The organism is Kineosporia succinea (assembly GCF_030811555.1).
Taxonomy (GTDB): Bacteria; Actinomycetota; Actinomycetes; order Actinomycetales; family Kineosporiaceae; genus Kineosporia; species Kineosporia succinea.
The window spans coordinates 4,936,039-4,953,098 of the sequence record NZ_JAUSQZ010000001.1 but is presented as its reverse complement, the minus strand read 5'-3'; the positions used below and the strand labels follow the sequence as shown (position 1 = coordinate 4,953,098).

The 17,060-nt window shown below is 72.2% G+C and carries 12 protein-coding genes; 4 read left to right on the top strand and 8 right to left on the bottom strand.

Annotated elements, in window-relative coordinates; translation table 11 throughout:
- The first annotated feature begins 18 nt into the window (after positions 1–18).
- Positions 19–2,214, top strand: coding sequence for a cytochrome P450/oxidoreductase (locus J2S57_RS21515; RefSeq protein ID WP_307245824.1), 2,196 nt, complete (start codon positions 19–21; stop codon positions 2,212–2,214).
- On the opposite strand, the gene J2S57_RS21510 is transcribed toward J2S57_RS21515, so the two are convergent.
- The gene (locus J2S57_RS21510; protein WP_307245822.1) at positions 2,174–2,923 is read right to left on the bottom strand and encodes a GntR family transcriptional regulator; all 750 of its coding nucleotides are present in this window, start codon (positions 2,921–2,923) and stop codon (positions 2,174–2,176) included. The two genes, J2S57_RS21515 and J2S57_RS21510, sit on opposite strands and share 41 nt — an antisense overlap.
- Here J2S57_RS21510 and J2S57_RS21505 point away from each other — a divergent pair.
- The gene (locus tag J2S57_RS21505; RefSeq protein ID WP_307251092.1) at positions 2,831–3,418 is read left to right on the top strand and encodes a sugar phosphate isomerase/epimerase family protein; all 588 of its coding nucleotides are present in this window, start codon (positions 2,831–2,833) and stop codon (positions 3,416–3,418) included. The genes J2S57_RS21510 and J2S57_RS21505 overlap by 93 nt on opposite strands.
- A gap of 4 nt (positions 3,419–3,422) precedes the next feature.
- Here J2S57_RS21505 and J2S57_RS21500 read toward each other — a convergent pair whose 3' ends face one another.
- The 6 genes from J2S57_RS21500 to J2S57_RS21475 all read right to left on the bottom strand — a co-directional run bounded on the left by J2S57_RS21500 (position 3,423) and on the right by J2S57_RS21475 (position 9,106).
- Positions 3,423–4,121 (bottom strand): PilZ domain-containing protein, encoded by a 699-nt coding sequence (locus J2S57_RS21500; RefSeq protein WP_307245820.1) that lies wholly within the window; start codon positions 4,119–4,121, stop codon positions 3,423–3,425.
- 134 nt (positions 4,122–4,255) lie between these two features.
- Positions 4,256–4,903: a fasciclin domain-containing protein gene (locus tag J2S57_RS21495; protein ID WP_307245818.1), complete on the bottom strand. Its 648-nt coding sequence runs from the start codon at positions 4,901–4,903 to the stop codon at positions 4,256–4,258.
- Positions 4,904–5,062: 159 nt separating this feature from the next.
- Positions 5,063–5,794: an anti-sigma factor gene (locus J2S57_RS21490; RefSeq protein ID WP_307245816.1), complete on the bottom strand. Its 732-nt coding sequence runs from the start codon at positions 5,792–5,794 to the stop codon at positions 5,063–5,065.
- Positions 5,787–6,386, bottom strand: a complete 600-nt coding sequence (gene sigK / locus J2S57_RS21485) for an ECF RNA polymerase sigma factor SigK (RefSeq protein WP_307245814.1) — start codon at positions 6,384–6,386, stop codon at positions 5,787–5,789. The genes J2S57_RS21490 and sigK overlap by 8 nt, the downstream gene beginning before the upstream one ends.
- Positions 6,387–6,470: 84 nt before the next feature.
- Entirely contained in the window at positions 6,471–7,607 is a 1,137-nt protein-coding gene (locus J2S57_RS21480; protein WP_307245812.1) for a magnesium and cobalt transport protein CorA, read from the bottom strand.
- Between the two features lie 11 nt (positions 7,608–7,618).
- Positions 7,619–9,106 carry a glutamate-cysteine ligase family protein gene (locus J2S57_RS21475; RefSeq protein WP_307245810.1) on the bottom strand — a complete coding sequence of 496 codons (1,488 nt, stop codon included), beginning with the start codon at positions 9,104–9,106 and terminating at the stop codon, positions 7,619–7,621.
- A 225-nt stretch (positions 9,107–9,331) separates the two neighbouring features.
- On the opposite strand from J2S57_RS21475, the gene J2S57_RS21470 reads away from it, so the two are divergent.
- Together J2S57_RS21470 and J2S57_RS21465 are read left to right on the top strand one after the other, a co-directional pair.
- A complete protein-coding gene (locus tag J2S57_RS21470; RefSeq protein WP_307245808.1) occupies positions 9,332–10,543 on the top strand; it encodes an exonuclease SbcCD subunit D in 1,212 nt (403 codons plus the stop codon).
- Positions 10,543–14,031: an AAA family ATPase gene (locus J2S57_RS21465; protein WP_307245806.1), complete on the top strand. Its 3,489-nt coding sequence runs from the start codon at positions 10,543–10,545 to the stop codon at positions 14,029–14,031. The genes J2S57_RS21470 and J2S57_RS21465 overlap by 1 nt, the downstream gene beginning before the upstream one ends.
- A gap of 31 nt (positions 14,032–14,062) precedes the next feature.
- Here the strand turns inward: J2S57_RS21465 and gcvP are convergent, their stop codons facing one another.
- Positions 14,063–16,978, bottom strand: coding sequence for an aminomethyl-transferring glycine dehydrogenase (gcvP, locus tag J2S57_RS21460; protein ID WP_307245804.1), 2,916 nt, complete (start codon positions 16,976–16,978; stop codon positions 14,063–14,065).
- Between the last annotated feature and the right edge of the window lie 82 nt (positions 16,979–17,060).

Here is a 17,060-nt window from a genome sequence, read left to right as displayed (position 1 = left end):
ACATCAGGAGAACACGCCGTGGCCTCTCCCTCCGGGCACCCCCACGTCTTCGACCATCACAGCGACCGGGCCAACGCCGATCCCCGCGCCTACTACGCGCAGTTCCGCACGGCCTGCCCGGTCGGCCGCACCCCGGCGCACGGTGGCTACGTCTACACCAGCACCTACGCCGACGTGGTGCGCGTGGCCCGTGACGACGCCACCTTCTCCTCCTCCCGCGAGGCCGATCCGGACGGTGAGGGAACCGTCATCGTGATCCCGCGCGGGGCCGGTCTGGAGCAGTTCCCGATCGAGCTCGACCCGCCGCGCTCCACGCCCTACCGCGACCTCGTCGACCCGCTGCTCAGCCCCGACGCCGTGGCCCGGCTGCGGCCGATGATCGCCCGGCACACCGCGCGCGTCATCGACGCCTTCATCGAACGCGGAAGTGCCGACCTGGTCAAGGATCTCACCAATCCCCTGCCCGCCGCCGTGACCCTGTACTGGCTGGGGTTCCCCGAAGCCGACTGGGCCCTGCTGGCCGGCCCGATCCACGACATCTTCGCGGCCCGGGCTGGCAGCGAGCGAGCGGCCCGCGGCGCGGCCGGGCTGGGCGTGATGGACCAGCGCATCCGCTCACTCGTGCGCGCCCGGCGGGTGGAACCGCACGACGACGCGGTCTCCGTCCTCGTCCGGGCCCGACGGCCCGACGGATCCCCGTTCACGGACGACGAACTCGTCTCGGTGATCGGCCTGCTGGTGGCGGGCGGGGTCGACACCACCACCTCGCTGACCGGTTCCACGCTCGTGCACCTGGCCCGGCATCCCGCGCAGCGCGCCCGCCTGATCGCCGAACCCGACCTGCTCCGGGGCGCGACCGAGGAGTTCCTGCGCGCGTTCTCGCCGTCGCAGTCGATGGCCCGCACCGCCACCACCGACACGTCGATCGGCGGCTGCCCGGTGAGTCACGGCGAACGGGTGCTGGTCGCGTGGGTCGCGGCCAACCACGACCCGGTGGTGTTCCCCGATCCGGACACGGTCGACCTCGACCGCGACGCCCGCCGCCACGTGAGCTTCGGCATCGGCACCCACCGCTGTGCCGGCGCCCACCTGGCCCGGGCGATGTTCACCGAGATGATCACCCAGGTGCTCACCCGGCTCGGCGACTGGACCGTCGACGAGGACGGTCTCGAGGAGTACCCGACCAAGGGCAACCAGACCGGCTGGGACGCGATCCCGGCCCGCTTCTCCCCCGGCCCGCGCGTCGCGGTGCCGAACAGCACGCTCGTGGTGGAGAGCACGCACGAGATCGCGGAGGAGATCGTCTCGGTCACCTTCACCGCGCCCGGAGGCGGGTCGCTGCCGGACTGGGAACCGGGCGCCCATCTCGAGATCGTGCTGCCGAGTGGGCAACTGCGGCAGTACTCGCTGTGCGGCGACCCCACCGACCGCGCGCGCTACCGGATCGCGGTGCTGCGCGAGGACGACGGGCGCGGCGGCTCCCTCGAACTGCACCACATCGCGGTCCCCGGCCTGGAGGTGGGATTCCGACCGCCCCGCAACCACTTCCCGCTGTTGCCCGCCGATCGCTACCTGTTCCTGGCCGGCGGCATCGGCATGACACCGCTGTTGCCGATGATCCGCGCGGTGGCGGCCTCCGGCACTCCGTTCGAGGTCGTCTACGGCGGGCGCCGCCGGGCCACCATGGCGTTCGTCCCCGAGCTCGAACCGCTGGGCCCGCTCACCGTCGTGCCCTACGACGAGGTCGGCCACCCGGACTTCCCGCACCGGCTGGCCGGCACCCCGCCGGGCACCGCCGTCTACGCCTGCGGTTCGCCCAGCATGCTCGCCGCCGTCGAATCGGCCTGCACGGCCGTGGGTCTGGAGCTGCACACCGAGCGCTTCACGGCTCCTGGCGACCCGGGCGAGCCGGGCGACCTGAGCAACCTGGGCGACCCGGCCACCAACACCCCGTTCGAGGTCGTGCTGCACCGCACCGGCACCCGTCTGTCCGTGCCGGCCGGCCTGCGCCTGATCGAGGTGGTGCGCCAGGCCCGCCCGAACCTGGCCTACGACTGCGAGAGCGGTTACTGCGGCGCGTGCGAGACCCGGGTACTGGCAGGCGTTCCCGAGCACCGCGACAGCCTGCTCACCGACACCGAGCGCGCGAGCGGCCGGACGATGATGATCTGCATCAGCCGCTGCGCGGAAGGCCCGCTCGTGCTGGACCTGTGATCGACTCCAGCCAGGCCCGGGACTCCGGGGTCGTCGGCGGGTGGGTCTCGGCGTACGACAGCACGAAGCTCAGCGACGCCGGGTCGGCCATCTCAGCCAGAACCGCCGTCGCGTCACCGCTTTCGATGGTCCCGAACAGCCGCCGGTGCCGGGCCGCCCGCTCGCTCAGGGATTCCGACGACGAGCGCGCCGCCCGGTTCAGCTGCATGCACATCCGCAGCTGCAGGGCGATGGCGCGATAGGCGTCGTCGAGCCGGGAGTGCCCGGCCAGGGCGATGAATGCGAGGTGGAAGCGTGAGGAGTCCTCGGTGGAGAGGTCCTCGCGCCCGTCGGCCGCGTTGCGCTCCCACTCCTCGAGCGCCGAGCGCAGCCGCTCCAGGCGGGTGGGGTGGTGGCAGGGCACCCCCAGCCGCACGGCCATGGTCTCGAGGGTGGTGCGCAGCGTGACGATCTCGTAGACGTCGTGCAGCGTGAGCACCCGCACCACGGCCCCGCGCCGGGGCACCTGCTCGATCAGGCCCTCCTGCTGCAGGATGCGCAGGGCCTCGCGCAGCGGCGGGCGGCTGACCCCGAGCGTGGCCGTGAGCTGGTTCTCGATCACCCGCTCGTCGCCGAGATCACACCGGGTGTCCGGGAGGCGGTCGCGGCCCATCTGACTGGCTATGTCGATCTTGCCCAGGCCCTGGGCTGCCCCGTCGTCATCGTGCACGCCGGCTACTGGTTCGGCGACGACAAGGACGCCCGGGTCGAGCAGGCCGCCCGCACTCTGGCGACCGCGGCCTCGTACGCGCGGGAGCGGGGCATCACCCTGGCGCTGGAGAACATGAACGAGCTACCGGCCGAGGCCGAGATCCGCTATCTGGGCTGCACGGCCGCCGAGGTCCTCACCATCCTCGGCCTCGCCGGCTCCCCCGCCCTGACGGCCTGCGCCGACCTGGGCCACGCGAACCTGCTGCCGGGTGGCGCGGTGCGGTTCGTCGAGCAGCTGGCCGGTCACATCGGGCACGTGCAGCTCACCGACAACGACGGCGTGATCGACCACCACCTCCCCCTGGGCGAAGGCTCGCTGGACGTGGCCGCCGCGCTGAACGCCCTGGCCGCAACCGGTTACGAGGGGCAGGTCGCGATCGAGCTGGACGACCCGCGCGCCCAGGCGGCGAGTCTGGAGCACCTGCGGGCCGTGGCCCCGCGCTTCCTGGCCTGAGAGGTCAGCCTCGTTCGGCCAGCTCCGCACGCTCCCGGTGGAACACCAGCCGCACCAGCCGTTCGGTGTCGATCGGCGAGATGTCGGTGAACTCGGCCCGGAAACCGTCGCGGGTCTCCTCCAGCACGATCATCAGCGTCGGCACGAGATCACCGTTGGGCAGGGTGATCTCGCCGTACAGGGTGCCGCCGACGGCGAACGGGACGGCCTGCGACAGGTCGACGCACACACCCCCGGCCGAGATCGAGGTGGTGACGCCGACCAGCTCGGCCTGGGCGTCCGGGCCGGGCCCCGAGGCCGCGAGCAGCCCGCGCTGCACCCGGGCGGGCGCGCGCCGGGGGGCCTGCGGCATCAGGGTGCCGCGGAACTCCAGACGCACCGGCCCGCGCACGTTCTCGCGGCGCTGGTCGGTGAGCGACGCCGCGCGGATCGGCCGCGAGGCCCGGACCTTCGGCGCCCGCAGGATGAGATCGCCCTCGGTGGCGACGATCTCGACGTCCACCTGCATCGGGCCGGAGTCGGTGGTCAGGTCGACGACGGCGGGACGGCCGGGCAGCCCGGCGGCCTGGAGGCTCCGCAGATCGGCCATGACCGGGATGGCCCAGCCGGAACCGCCGATGTCCACGTTGCGCAACGAGCGCATGGACACGGACACGTCGCCCGCACGGACGACCAGCTTGCTGCCCCAGGCGACCGACACCATCTGCTGAACCCACCCTCATCCGGCCAACGTTCCTGCCGGGTCCAGTGTGGGGTCGTCACTGCCTGTCGCTCAGGCCCTTGAGCGGGAATCACCCGAAAGCAGCAGGCGGTGACGACCGGTCACGAAAAGGGTGACTACTTCTTGTCGTCGGCCGGCTGCAGCACCTTGTCGATGAGGTAGACGGTGGCGTTGGCGGTCTTGATGCCACCACAGCTCACGTTGGCCCCGTCGACCTTGATCTCGTTGCCCTTGGCGGTGATCTCGAGCTCCGAGCCCTCCACCGTGACCTGCTTGCCGCTGACCTTGCCGGGCGCCAGCTCGCCGGCCACCACGTGGTAGGTGAGCAGCTTCGTCAGCTTGCCGGCGTCCTTCTGCAGGTCGCTGCGGTCGGCCGAGGAGAGCTGGGCGAACGCGGTGTCGACCGGGGCGAAGATCGTGTACTCGCCGCCGTTCAGGGTGTCCTCGAGGTCGACCTTCTTGTTCAGCTTGCCGGTGGCGGCCTGGGTGAAGGTCTTGAGCATCGGGTTGTGGCTCGCGGCCGTGACCACCGGGTCGTTCGCCATGCCCTCGACCGAGCCCTTGCCGGTCGGCACCTGCGCGGCGTAGGCGTTGCAGCCCGGGCCGACCAGGCTGGCCATCTCGACCGAGACGTTGGCCGGCTTGGTGGTGGCGGTGGTGGGTGCGGCCTCGGTCTTGTCGTCACTGCCACTGCAGGCCGCCAGGCCGGTGGTGACCGTGAGCGCGGCACCGACGACGAGCATCCGGCGGATCTGGGTGTTCATGGAACGAGCCTTCTTCCCTGGCAATTCGACCGGTGGACACGGAGTTTCCGGTGTCCACCCTGCCCCGCGGCACCCGGCCGCGGGGCAGAGCGACACACCCCCCTCGTCTCTCGTCCGATCGTCCGAGGCTCAGCTCAAAGGCCCCACCAGCAACAACAATCACTCAAGGGTGGACGCGCTGAGCTGCACCACCGGGGTGGTCGTCGGCCGTTCCGAACCGCCCTCGGGCTCGACGGACACCGCCAGCCGCACGTCGGGGCTCAGGCCCGTCATCATCGCGCTGCCGTCGCCGTCGCGGAGGTCGAGACGACCGCCCGAGACCACCGAACCGCCGCGGATCACCCACATCTGGTACTCGTGACCGTGCGGGGCGTCGGGCACCCCGCTGGCCGAGAGCACGGCGGTGTCCCCGGCCATGACCATCGTGACGGTGCCGCCACCGCTGACATCGCCCGCGGTCGAGATCCGGTCCGGGTCACGCAGCACCCGGGCCATGCCCTCGGCCAGCGTCTGCGCCTCCCGCAGCGAGCGGTGCTCGTTCCAGGCCAGCCCACCCAGCCCGACACCGACGACGAGCACCAGCACGGCGGCCGCCCCGGCGAGAAGGCGACGGGCCCGGCCCGGGCGGGCCGCGCGTCCCCCGTCGAGAGACCCGGCCGACACCTGACGGGTCTCACGCACCTGCGTGAGCACCGCGTCCCTCATGCCCGCCGGAGCCGGCTCGGCGACCCGGTCGGCCAGGGAGGCCGCCGCCTCACCGAACTCGCGCACCTCGACGCGGCAGGGCTCGCACTCGCGCAGGTGCCGTTCGAAGGCGCGGCGTTCCAGCTCGTCGAGCGCGTCGAGGGCGTAGGCCGCCGTCAGCGTGTGCAGATCGTGAATCTCAGGCATCGGAACCCACCCCCAGGCAGTCTCGTAGACGGATCAGGCCGTCGCGCATCCGGGTCTTGACCGTGCCGAGCGGCAGGTGCATGAGGCCGGCCACGTCGGCGTACGAACGCCCTCCGTAGTAGGCCAGGGTGACCGTGTCGCGCTGGCGCGGGGTCAGGCCGTCCAGGCAGTGACGCACCCGTTCGGCGTCGAGGCGGCGTTCCACCTTCTCCACCACCTCGTCGTACTCGCGTTCGTTGCTGCGGGAGGCGACCGCCTCGTCGCGGTTGCGGGCGGCCTGGGAACTGCGCACCCGGTCGACCGCCCGGCGGTGGGTCAGCGTGGCGATCCAGGCGCGGGCGCTGCCCTTGGCCTCGTCGAAACGGGCCGCGGTGCGCCAGACCTCCAGCAGCACCTCCTGGGCGACCTCCTCGGCCTGGTGCGGATCCCGCAGCACCGAGCGGGCCAGGCCGAACACCACGTCGGCGACGCGGGCGTAGACCTGCTCGAAGGCGGCCTCGTCCCCCCGGCCCACCCGCGTCAGCAGGGCCTCGGTGCTCTCGCCGGGATCCGGGGCGGTCCTCAGCCCCGGCACGGTCTCTCTCTGCGCCATACCCCGCCCCTCCGTCCGTTCCGGTCAGCGTGAGTTCGGCACCCGGGGCCGCACGGATTGGTGTCGGTTACGGATCGGTGTCGGTCACAGCCAGTCGTTCTTCTTGAAGAGGGCCCAGAGTCCCACGCTGATCCCGGCGATGGCCGACAGCGCGAAGTAGTAGCCGTAGTGCCAGGTCAGTTCCGGCATGTTCTCGAAGTTCATCCCGTAGATCCCGGCGATCCCGGTCGGCACCAGGCCGATCGCGGCCCACGCGGAGATCTTGCGCATGTCCTCGTTCTGCCGCATCGCCACGTCGTTCTGGGTCACCGACAGCCGCGCCACGTTGGCCTGCAGCACGTCGGAGAGCAGGCTGTCCTGACGCTCGATCTCGTCGGTCACCCGCATGATGTGGTCGTGCACGTCGCGGAAGTACTGGCGGGCCTTCTTGTCCTGGTCCATCCCGGGCACCGACCCCTGCGTCAGGCGCAGCAGCGGCTCCCCCAGCGGCAGTGCGGCCCGGCGGAACTCCAGCACCTCCCGCTTGAGCTTGTAGATGCGCTCGGTGTGATCGCCCTCGCGCACCCCGAACACCTGTTGCTCGATCTCCGCGATGTCGTCGTCGATCGAGGTCGCCACCACCGCGTACTCGTCGACGACCAGGTCGGCGATGCGGTGCAGCACCGCGATCGGCCCGCGCTGACTGGCCTCGAGCTTTCCCCCGTCGAGCTCCTTGCGCACCCGGGTGAGCACGTCGGTCTTCCCGTGCCGCACCGAGACCAGGAAGTGCCGGCCGACGAACAGCGCGATCTCCTCGACGTCGACGATCTCGTCCTTGTCCACGTACCGGACCGGGCGCAGCACCATGAACCAGAGGTCCTCGTACACCTCGAGCTTGGCCCGCTGGTGGGCGCTGATCGCGTCCTCCACGGCCAGCGCGGGCAGCCGGAACTCCTCGGCGACGTGCATGACGTCCTCCGGGTCGGGGTTCTGCAGGCCGATCCAGACGAAACCGTCGGTGCGCCGGGCCGTGCGGGCCGCCTGCTGCATCGGCAGGCGGGTGCTGCGGCCCAGACCGGGCTCGTAGACGGCACAGTCGCCGATCACGTCCTCGACGTCGCGGCGCCGGCGCGGGTTCTCGTCCATCGGGTTCTGCTCCTCGGCCGGGTGCCTGCTCACCCATCCCTCCCACATGCGGCCGATGGCCACCTCACCGCGCCCGAACCAGCGTCTCGCTCTCACACCGGGCGAATCTACGGCAACGACCAGGTGTGCACCGGTTCGTTGGCGTGCATCCCCTCGCAGTACAGCTCGGTCATCGTGCGCAGCGCCTCGGCCCGGTCCAGACCCGGCCGGCCGGCCGTGCCCTGCTCGAGCCGCTCCACCGCCGCCACCTGCCAGGCCGCGCCGTTCATCCCGGTCTTCACCCGGCCCTCCACGATGCCCAGGTACCGGTCCAGGTCGTCGGACGGCACCCCGGCCGACTGAAGCCCCTGCACCGCCATCGGCAGCAGCCGCCGCAGGATCAGCTCCTCGGCACCGGTCTGGCCCAGCTGCGGCGAGTACACCTGCGCGTCCAGGCCGTCCTTGGCGCAGGCCAGGAAGTTGTCCTCCGCCGCCGCGAACGACATCTTCGACCAGGCGGGTCGCTGGTCGTCCATCAGCGAGCGCAGCGCGCCGTGGAAGAACGCCGCGTTGGCCACGGTGTCGACCACGGTCGGTCCGGCGGGCAGCACCCGGTTCTCGACGCGCACGTGCGGCTCACCGTCGACCACCGCGTAGATCGGCCGGTTCCAGCGGTAGACCGTGCCGTTGTGCAGCCGCAGCTCCTGCAGCGTGGGCGCCCGGCCGGCGTCGAGCACGGCCACCGGGTCCTCCTCGCTCATCTCGGGCAGCAGCGAGGGGAAGTACCAGCCGTTCTCGGCGAACAGGTCGAAGATCGAGGAGATCCACTTCTCGCCGAACCACACCCGCGGCCGGACGCCCTGGTTCTGGAGCTCCTGCGGGCGGGTGTCGGTGGCCTGCTTGAACAGCTCGATGCGGGTCTCGGCCCAGAGCCGGCGGCCGAAGAAGAACGGCGAGTTGGCCCCGATCGCCAGCTGCGGCCCGGCCAGCACCTGCGCGGCGTTCCAGGCGCTGGCGAACCGCTCGGGCTGCACCTGCACGTGCAGTTGCACGCTGGTGCAGGCGGATTCGGGAGCCAGCGAGGAGGCGAACGTGGAGAGGCGCTCGGCGCCGTGGATGTCCAGGTGCAGGTTCTCGCCCCGGGCGGCCAGGATCGAGTCGTTGAGGGCCTTGTAGCGCGCCGAGGCCGTCATCCACTCGGGGTCGTTGAGGTGCTCGGGCATCGTGGTGGGCAGGATCCCGACCATCACGATGTGCGCGTCGCGGGCGTTGGCGGCCTGCTCGGCGTGGTTGAGCACGTCACGCAGACGGGTCTCCAGGCGCGCGAGTTCGCTCAGCGGTGCCGGCTCGACGTTGAGCTCGATGTTGTAGGCACCCAGCTCGGTCTGGAAGTTCGGGTCGCCGATGTTCTCCAGCACCGCGGTGTTGCGCAGCGTCGGCCGGAAGTCGCCGCCGACCAGGTTCAGTTCCATCTCCAGGCCGGTCATCGGACGGTCGTCGTCGAACGTCCAGGTGGCCAGGAGACGTTCGAAGACGTCGAGGCAGAGGTCCACCTTCTCGCGGTAGCGCTGCCTCTCCTCCGCCGAGTAGCGGATCGCCGAGATCTCGTCACCCATGCCTTCGACCAAACCACACCTTCGGGTTGCTGGCGAGGGCAGATGATCAACGAATGCGGCGGGCGGGGCACCGCTTTTGGACGTTCCGGTGGCCTTCGGGGGCGTCGCCCCCCTTGGGCGGCCGGTACCGAAGTGCCCGATTCACCGCCCGGACACTCCGCTTTTGTCCGTATTCCGGGCGCGCCGATGACGAGTTTGTCGGTGCGGGTGCCTACCGTGTGGGTCGTGCGCATCCTCCACACCTCCGACTGGCACCTGGGCCGGTCGTTCCACCGGGTGGATCTGCTGAGCGCCCAGGCCCAGCAGTTCGACCAGCTGGTGAGCGTGGTGCGCACCGAGCGGGTGGACGTGGTGGTGGTCGCCGGGGACATCTACGACCGGGCCCTGCCCGGCGTCGACGCGGTCGCCCTCCTCGACGAGGGCCTGCACCGTTTGGTGTCCGCCGGTGCCCAGGTGGTGGTCTCCAGCGGCAACCACGACTCGGCCCGCCGGCTGGGCTTCAACGCGCGGCTGCTGGGTGCGGCGGGACTGCACATTCGCACCGACGTCTCCACCGTGGGAACGCCGGTGATGATCGATGACGTGGCCTTCTACCCGCTGCCCTACCTGGAGCCCGCGCTGGCCTCCGGGCCGCTGGGCAGCGAGCGCAGTCACGTCGGGGTGCTGGGGGCCGCGATGGCCCGGGTGCGGGCCTCGCGCAGGCCCGGGGTGCGCTCGGTAGTGAGCGCGCACGCCTTCGTCATGGGCGGGGCCGCCTCCGACAGCGAACGTGAGCTCGCCGTGGGCGGTCTCGGCCAGGTGCCGCTCAGCCTGTTCGACGGCATCGACTACGTGGCGCTCGGGCATCTGCACGGGCGTCAGCAGTTGTCGCCGCACGTGCGCTACAGCGGTTCCCCGCTGGCGTTCTCGTTCTCGGAGGCGGATCAGCGCAAGGGGAGCTGGCTGGTCACGCTGGGTTCTGACGGCCTGGGAACGGTGGAGGCGGTCGAGGCGCCGGTGCCGCGGCGGCTGGCCCGGTTGCGGGGGCGGCTCGACGATCTCCTGGCCTCGTCCGCCCACGCCGGGGCCGAAGACGCCTGGGTGCAGGTCACGCTGACCGACCCGCAGCGCCCGGCCGAGCCGATGGAACGGCTGCGGCGGCGCTTCCCGCACCTGCTCGAGCTGCGCCTCGAACCCGAGCGCAGCGGTGCCACCGACGACTCCTCGTACACCGAGAAGATCGCCGGGCTGCCCGATCTCGACGTGTGCTGCGGCTTTCTCGAGCACGTGCGCGGGCGCCCGGCCACCCTGGCCGAGACCCAGCTGCTCGCCCGGGCTCTCGAGGCCGCGCTGATCGAGAGCATGGAAGGGGTCGTCACCGGCCCGGCCTACCAGGACCTGGCCTCGATGGCCGGGTCGCTCGACACCGACCTCGACCGGCTGCTGGGCGGTGCCTGATGCGGCTGCACCGGCTCGAGATCACCGCCTTCGGCCCGTTCGCCGGGCACCAGCGCATCGACTTCGACGACCTGAACGCCGCCGGGCTGTTCCTGCTGCACGGCCCCACCGGCGCGGGCAAGACCAGCGTGCTCGACGCGATCTGCTTCGCGCTGTACGGCCGGGTGCCGGGCAGCCGCGGGGCCGGGGCCCGCTATCGCAGCGACCACGCCGCGTCCGGTGTGAAGTCCGAGGTGGTGTGCGAGTTCACCGTCTCCGGGCGGCGTCTGGAGATCGCCCGCTCCCCGGAGTGGCAGCGCCCGAAGAAACGCGGCACCGGTTTCACCCGGGAGCAGGCGCACGTGGTGGTGCGCGAGCGCTTCGCCGACGGCTGGGTCGGGCTGACCCACCGCATGGACGAGGCGGGCGAGGTGATCGGCCGGCTCGTCGGGCTCGGGCCCGACCAGTTCACCAAGCTCATCATGCTGCCGCAGGGCGAGTTCGCGGCGTTCCTGCGGGCCTCCGCCGAAGAACGCCGTCCGCTGCTGCAGAAGCTGTTCGGCACCGACCGTTTCGCCTCGGTGGAGAACTGGCTGGGCGAACGGCGGCGCGAGAGCGCGGGTTCGGTGAGTGCGGCCCGGGCCGAGACCGCCCGGCTGTACGCGCGGGCGTGCGAGGCGCACGGTGTCGTGGGTGGCTCGCTGGCGGGGGCCGACCCGGACCTGGGTGACACCGAGGCCGTCGCCGCGCTGGTGCGGGGCTGGGCCACCGAGGCGGCCACCGGGCTGCGTGCGGCCCACGCGGCCGTGCGCCGGGCCGAGACCGCCCACGAGAAGGCCCGCTCGGGGCACGACGCGGCCACCGAACGCCTGAGACTGCGCGACCGGCGGCGCGAACTCACCGCCGAACGTGATCTACTGGTGGCGCGCTCGGGCGATCACGACGAGCGCAGGGCACGGCTGCAGGCCGCCGGGCACGCCCCGGTGCTGCTGCCGCTGCTGGCCGAGCTCGACGCGGCGTCGGCGGAGGTCGAGACCGCCGAATTCCGCGTCGAGACGGCCCGTTCCACGGCCGAGGCCCTCCACGGGCCGCTCGGCGAGACGGCCACGGTCTCCGCGCAGATCGCCGAGCTGCGCACCGAGCTGGGTGCGCTCACCTCGCTGCTGTCGTCCGAGCTGGAGCTGCGGCGGCTCGACAAGCAGGTCGTCACCACGCACGAGCAGGTGGCCGCCGCCGAGACCGAACGCGAGCAGGCCGAGCAGGCCGGGCTCGACCTGGGCCGGCGGGTGCAGAAGCTGCTCGACGAGCGTGGTGAGGGCGAGGTGCTGGCCTCGTCGATGGAAGACCGCGGCCACGACCTCGACCGGGCCAAGCGGGTCGCCTCGGCGGTGCTGCGCTCGCAGGAGCTGGAGGAGCAGCAGACCCGGCTCGAAGACACCCTGCGGGCCGTCACCGACGTGCACCAGGCCGCCGTCGCCGCCGCGCAGGAACTGCAGGCGCGGCGTCTGGCCGGGATGGCCGCCGAGCTGGCGGCCGGACTCGGCCGGGGTGAGGAGTGCCCGGTCTGCGGGTCGCACGAGCACCCCCGCCCGGCCCGGCACCGCGGCGGCGCCGTCACCGAGGACGAGCAGGAGCGCGCCGCCGAGCGTGAGGCCCAGACGGCCTCCCGCCGCGAGAAGGCGCGCCAGCTGGTCGAGGCCGGGCGGCAGCAGCTCGCGGCGCTGGCCGCGGTCTCGGGCGGGGCCGACGCCGGCACCGCGATGGCCGACCTCGCCGAGGCCCAGGAACGGCTGCTCGAGGCACAGCGGGCGGCGTTGCGTCTCGAAGACGTGATGGCCGAGCTCGAGGGACTGCAGGCGTCGCTCGCGACGGCGAAGACCCGCCTGGAGACGGCCACCGCCACCGCGGCGGCCGGGCGCGAAGAGCTGGCCGCGCTCGACAGCCGCCGCGACGACCTGCGCACCCGCCTCGACGAGGCCCGCGGTGACGACGCCGATCTGCCCACCCGGCACGCCCGGGTGATGGCCGCCGCCGACGCCCTGACCGAGTACGAGGAGGCCGCGCGCGCTCTGGTCGCGGCGCTGGCCCGGCTCAAGCGGGCCCGGGCGGCGGCCGACAAGGCTTCCACGGCGGCCGGTTTCGCGTCCCGCGAGGCGGCGGCCGAGGCGGCGCTGAGCGACGGTGAGCGCGCGGAGCTGACCGAGGCGATCGCCGACCACGAGAACCGGCTGGCCAGCGTGGGCGCGCTCCTCGACGAGCTGGCCCGCGACGAGCAGGCCGCGCTGGAGCCACCGAAACGGCGGGCGCCGCGTAAACCACGCAAGAAGAAGGGCGCCGGCGATCAGCCGATGCTCGAGCTGTGGGCCGAGGCCGCGGTGGTGGCGCTCTCTCCCGGCTCCGAGCAGGACTCGGGCGACTCGGAGGACGGCTCGGATGCCGGTTCGGACATCGGCTCGGACATCGGCCTGGACGAGGTCGGCGACAGGACAACGGGTTCCGCACAACCGACAACCGGCGCCCCGGCCGAAGGCGCCCCGGTTGGCAGCGCCCTGGTTGGCAGCGCCCCAGCTGCCAGCGCCCCGGCTGCCAGCGCCCCGGCTGCCAGCGCCCCGGCTGACGCGAGCCCGGTTGACGCGAGCCCGGTTGACGGCGACTCCGCGTCTTCCGGCTCCGGGGCCGGAACGTCCGCGTCACCGGCCGGCGCCGCGCCCGGAACGCCCGGGGCCACCGCGGGAGGCGAGGTGATCCGCGTCCGTCACTGGCAGCCCGAACCCGATCTCGACGCCCTCGCCGACGAGCTGCGCGACGCGTACGACAAGGCCCGCGAGGCGCACCAGGCCGCGCAGGAACGGCACACCCTGGCCACCCGCGCGGCCCAGGCCCTGGGTGGACTGGCCGCCGACCTGGAACGCCAGGCGCTCGAGACCCGTCCTCTGCGTGAGTCTTTCGCCACGCTCGACGCGGTCTCGCGCTGTGTCGAGGGCACCGGCGCCGACAACCAGCTGCGCATGCGCCTGAGCTCGTACGTGCTGGCGGCCCGGCTGGAACAGGTGGCACAGGCCGCGAGCGCGCGGCTGGCCGCGATGTCGGGCGGGCGCTACGAGCTGGTGCACACCGACGGCCCGTCGCGGGGCGGGGCCCGTTCGGGCCTGGGGCTGGCGGTGGTCGACGGCTGGACCGGCGTGCAGCGTGACCCGGCCACCCTCTCGGGCGGCGAGACGTTCTGCACGTCACTGGCCCTGGCGCTCGGCCTGGCCGACGTGGTGCAGGCGGAGGCGGGCGGCGCGGTGATCGAGACCCTGCTCGTGGACGAGGGTTTCGGCAGCCTCGACCAGGACACTCTCGACGAGGTGATGGACGTGCTCGACGGCCTGCGCAGCGGCGGCCGCTCGGTCGGGCTGGTGAGTCACGTGGCCGATCTGCGCGACCGGATCCCGGCGCAGGTCGAGGTGGTCAAGACCCGCGTGGGGTCCCAGATCCGGGTGGGCGCGGCGGCCCTGGCCGGGTGAGGTGATCACCCGGCCAGGAGCACGATCCCCGTCAGTCCTCGAACGCCTCCGGCGACGGGCACGAGCAGACCAGGTTGCGGTCACCGAACGCACCGTCGATCCGGCGCACCGGCGGCCAGTACTTGAACCGCGGGTTCACACCTGAGGGGTACACGGCCTCCGACCGGCTGTACGGGTGCTCCCACTCCCCCGTCAGGCACTGCGCCGTGTGGGGGGCGTTCACGAGCGGGTTGTCGTCGGCCGGCCAGGAACCCGCGGCCACCTGGTCGATCTCGGCGCGGATCGCGATCATCGCGTCGCAGAACCGGTCGAGCTCGGCCAGGTCCTCGCTCTCGGTCGGCTCGACCATCAGCGTGCCGGCGACCGGGAACGACATGGTCGGCGCGTGGAAACCGTAGTCCACCAGGCGCTTCGCCACGTCGTCGACCGTGACGCCGGTGGCCTTGGTGAGCGGGCGCAGGTCGAGGATGCACTCGTGCGCGACCAGCGCGTCCCGGCCCGAGTAGAGCACCGGGTAGTGCTGACGCAGCCGGGTCGCCACGTAGTTGGCCGTCAGGATCGCGGTGCGGGTGGCGCGGGTCAGACCCTCCAGGCCCATCATGCGCACGTACGCCCACGAGATCGGCAGGATGCCCGCCGAGCCGTACGGCGCCGCCGACACCGGGCCGATGCCCGTGGCCGGACCGGCCAGGTCGTCGAGCGGGTGGTTGGGCAGGAACGGAGCCAGGTGCGAGCGCACCGCCACCGGCCCGACGCCCGGGCCGCCACCGCCGTGCGGGATGCAGAACGTCTTGTGCAGGTTCAGGTGCGAGACGTCGGCACCGAACGCGCCCGGCCGGGAAAGACCCACCAGCGCATTGAGGTTCGCACCGTCGACGTAGACCTGGCCGCCGGCCTCGTGCACCTGCGAGCAGATCTCGCCGATGCCCTCCTCGAACACACCGTGCGTGCTCGGGTAGGTCACCATGATCGCGGCCAGGGAGGCACCGTGCTGCGAGATCTTGGCGGACAGGTCGCTCAGGTCGACGTTGCCGTTCTCGTCGCAGGCCACCACGACGACCTTCATGCCCGCCATCACCGCGCTGGCCGCGTTGGTGCCGTGCGCGGACGACGGGATCAGGCAGATGTTGCGCTCACCGTGACCGTTCGAGCGGTGGTAGGCCCGGATCGCCAGCAGCCCGGCGAGCTCACCCTGCGAGCCGGCGTTGGGCTGCAGCGAGACCGCCGCGTAGCCGGTCAGCTCGGCCAGCCAGGTCTCGAGATCCTTGACCAGGGAACGGATTCCCTCGGTGTCGGCGCTCGGCGCGAACGGGTGCAGGCCACCGAACTCGGGCCAGGTGATGGCCTCCATCTCGGTGGTGGCGTTGAGCTTCATGGTGCACGAGCCGAGCGGGATCATGCCCCGGTCGAGCGCGTAGTCCTCGTCGGCCAGGCGCTTGAGGAAGCGCAGCATCGAGGTCTCGCTGTGGTGGGTGTTGAAGACCGGGTTGGTGAGGTACTCCGAGGTGCGCCCGAGCTCGGCAGGAATCGCCGGCCGAGCCTCGCCGGCACCTCCCGAAACCCCGAAAGCCCCCAGAACCAGAGCAATGACGGCGGACGTGGTGGTCTCGTCACACGCGACGCTCACGTGGTTCGCGTCCACCCTGCGCAGCAGGACACCCGCGTCGCGAGCCTTGGCGACCACGTCGTCCGCCATCGAGGGGACCGACACGAGAACCGTGTCGAAGAAGTTCTCGTGCACCACGGTGAGACCGCTCGACCGCAACGCGGCCGCCAGCGAGGCCGCGTGCCCGGCCGTGCGCTCCGCGATCTGCCGCAGCCCCTGCGGGCCGTGGTACACCGCGTACATGGCAGCCATCACGGCCAGCAGCACCTGCGCGGTACAGATGTTGCTCGTGGCCTTCTCGCGGCGGATGTGCTGCTCACGGGTCTGCAGCGCGAGACGGTAGGCGGGCCGTCCGTCCGCGTCCTTGGAGACGCCCACGAGCCGACCGGGCAGCGAGCGCTCCAGGCCCTTGCGCACGCTCATGTACCCGGCGTGCGGACCACCGAAACCGAGCGGCACACCGAAGCGCTGGGTGTTGCCGACCGCGACGTCGGCGCCGTCCTCACCGGGCGAGCGCAGGAGGGTCAGCGCGAGCAGGTCGGCGGCGACGGTCACGAGGGCCTTGCGCTCGTGCGCGGCCTCGACGAGGGGACGCAGGTCGGCGACCCGGCCGGAGGCGCCCGGGTACTGCGCGAGGACACCGAACACACCGTTCTCGACGCCGTCGAGGGCGGCCGCGGCATCACTCAGGTCCGCGACGACCACCGGGATGCCCAGCGGTTCGGCGCGGGTCTGGATCACCGCGAGGGTCTGCGGGAGCACGTCGGTGTCGACGACGAACGCGGCGGTGGCGGGAAGCCGGGACGCGCGGCGCATCAGGGTCATCGCCTCGGCGGCGGCGGTGGCCTCGTCGAGCAGGGACGCGCTGGACGTCTCCAGGCCGGTGAGGTCGGAGACCATGGTCTGGAACGTGAGCAGGGCCTCGAGCCGGCCCTGCGAGATCTCCGGCTGGTACGGCGTGTAGGCCGTGTACCAGGACGGGTTCTCGAGCACGTTCCGCAGGATCACGCCCGGGGTGTGGGTGCCGTAGTAGCCCAGGCCGAGCATGGGCACGCGCACCGTGTTGCGGGCGGCCAGGGCGCGCAGCTCGGCCAGCGCCTCGGCCTCACCGATCGGCTCGGGCAGGGCGGGGACTCCGCCGTCCCGGATGACGGGCGGGATCACGGCCTGCTCGAGGGCGTCGAGGCTGTCGAGCCCGACCCGCTTCAGCATGGCCTGGACCTGCGGCTCGTCGGCGCCGATGTGCCGGTCGGCGAAGGCGCTCAGCCGGTGCCCCGGGCCGCGGCCGGGCTCGGGCAGGTCGTCCCGCAGGTCATCGGTGGCATCGATGAAAGTCGTCATCGGAGGCTCCCACGCTAAGGGCGTAGCGACCCTGAGGGCCGCACGGATACCTCCCCATCCGTCAGGCCACGTCGCCCTTCGG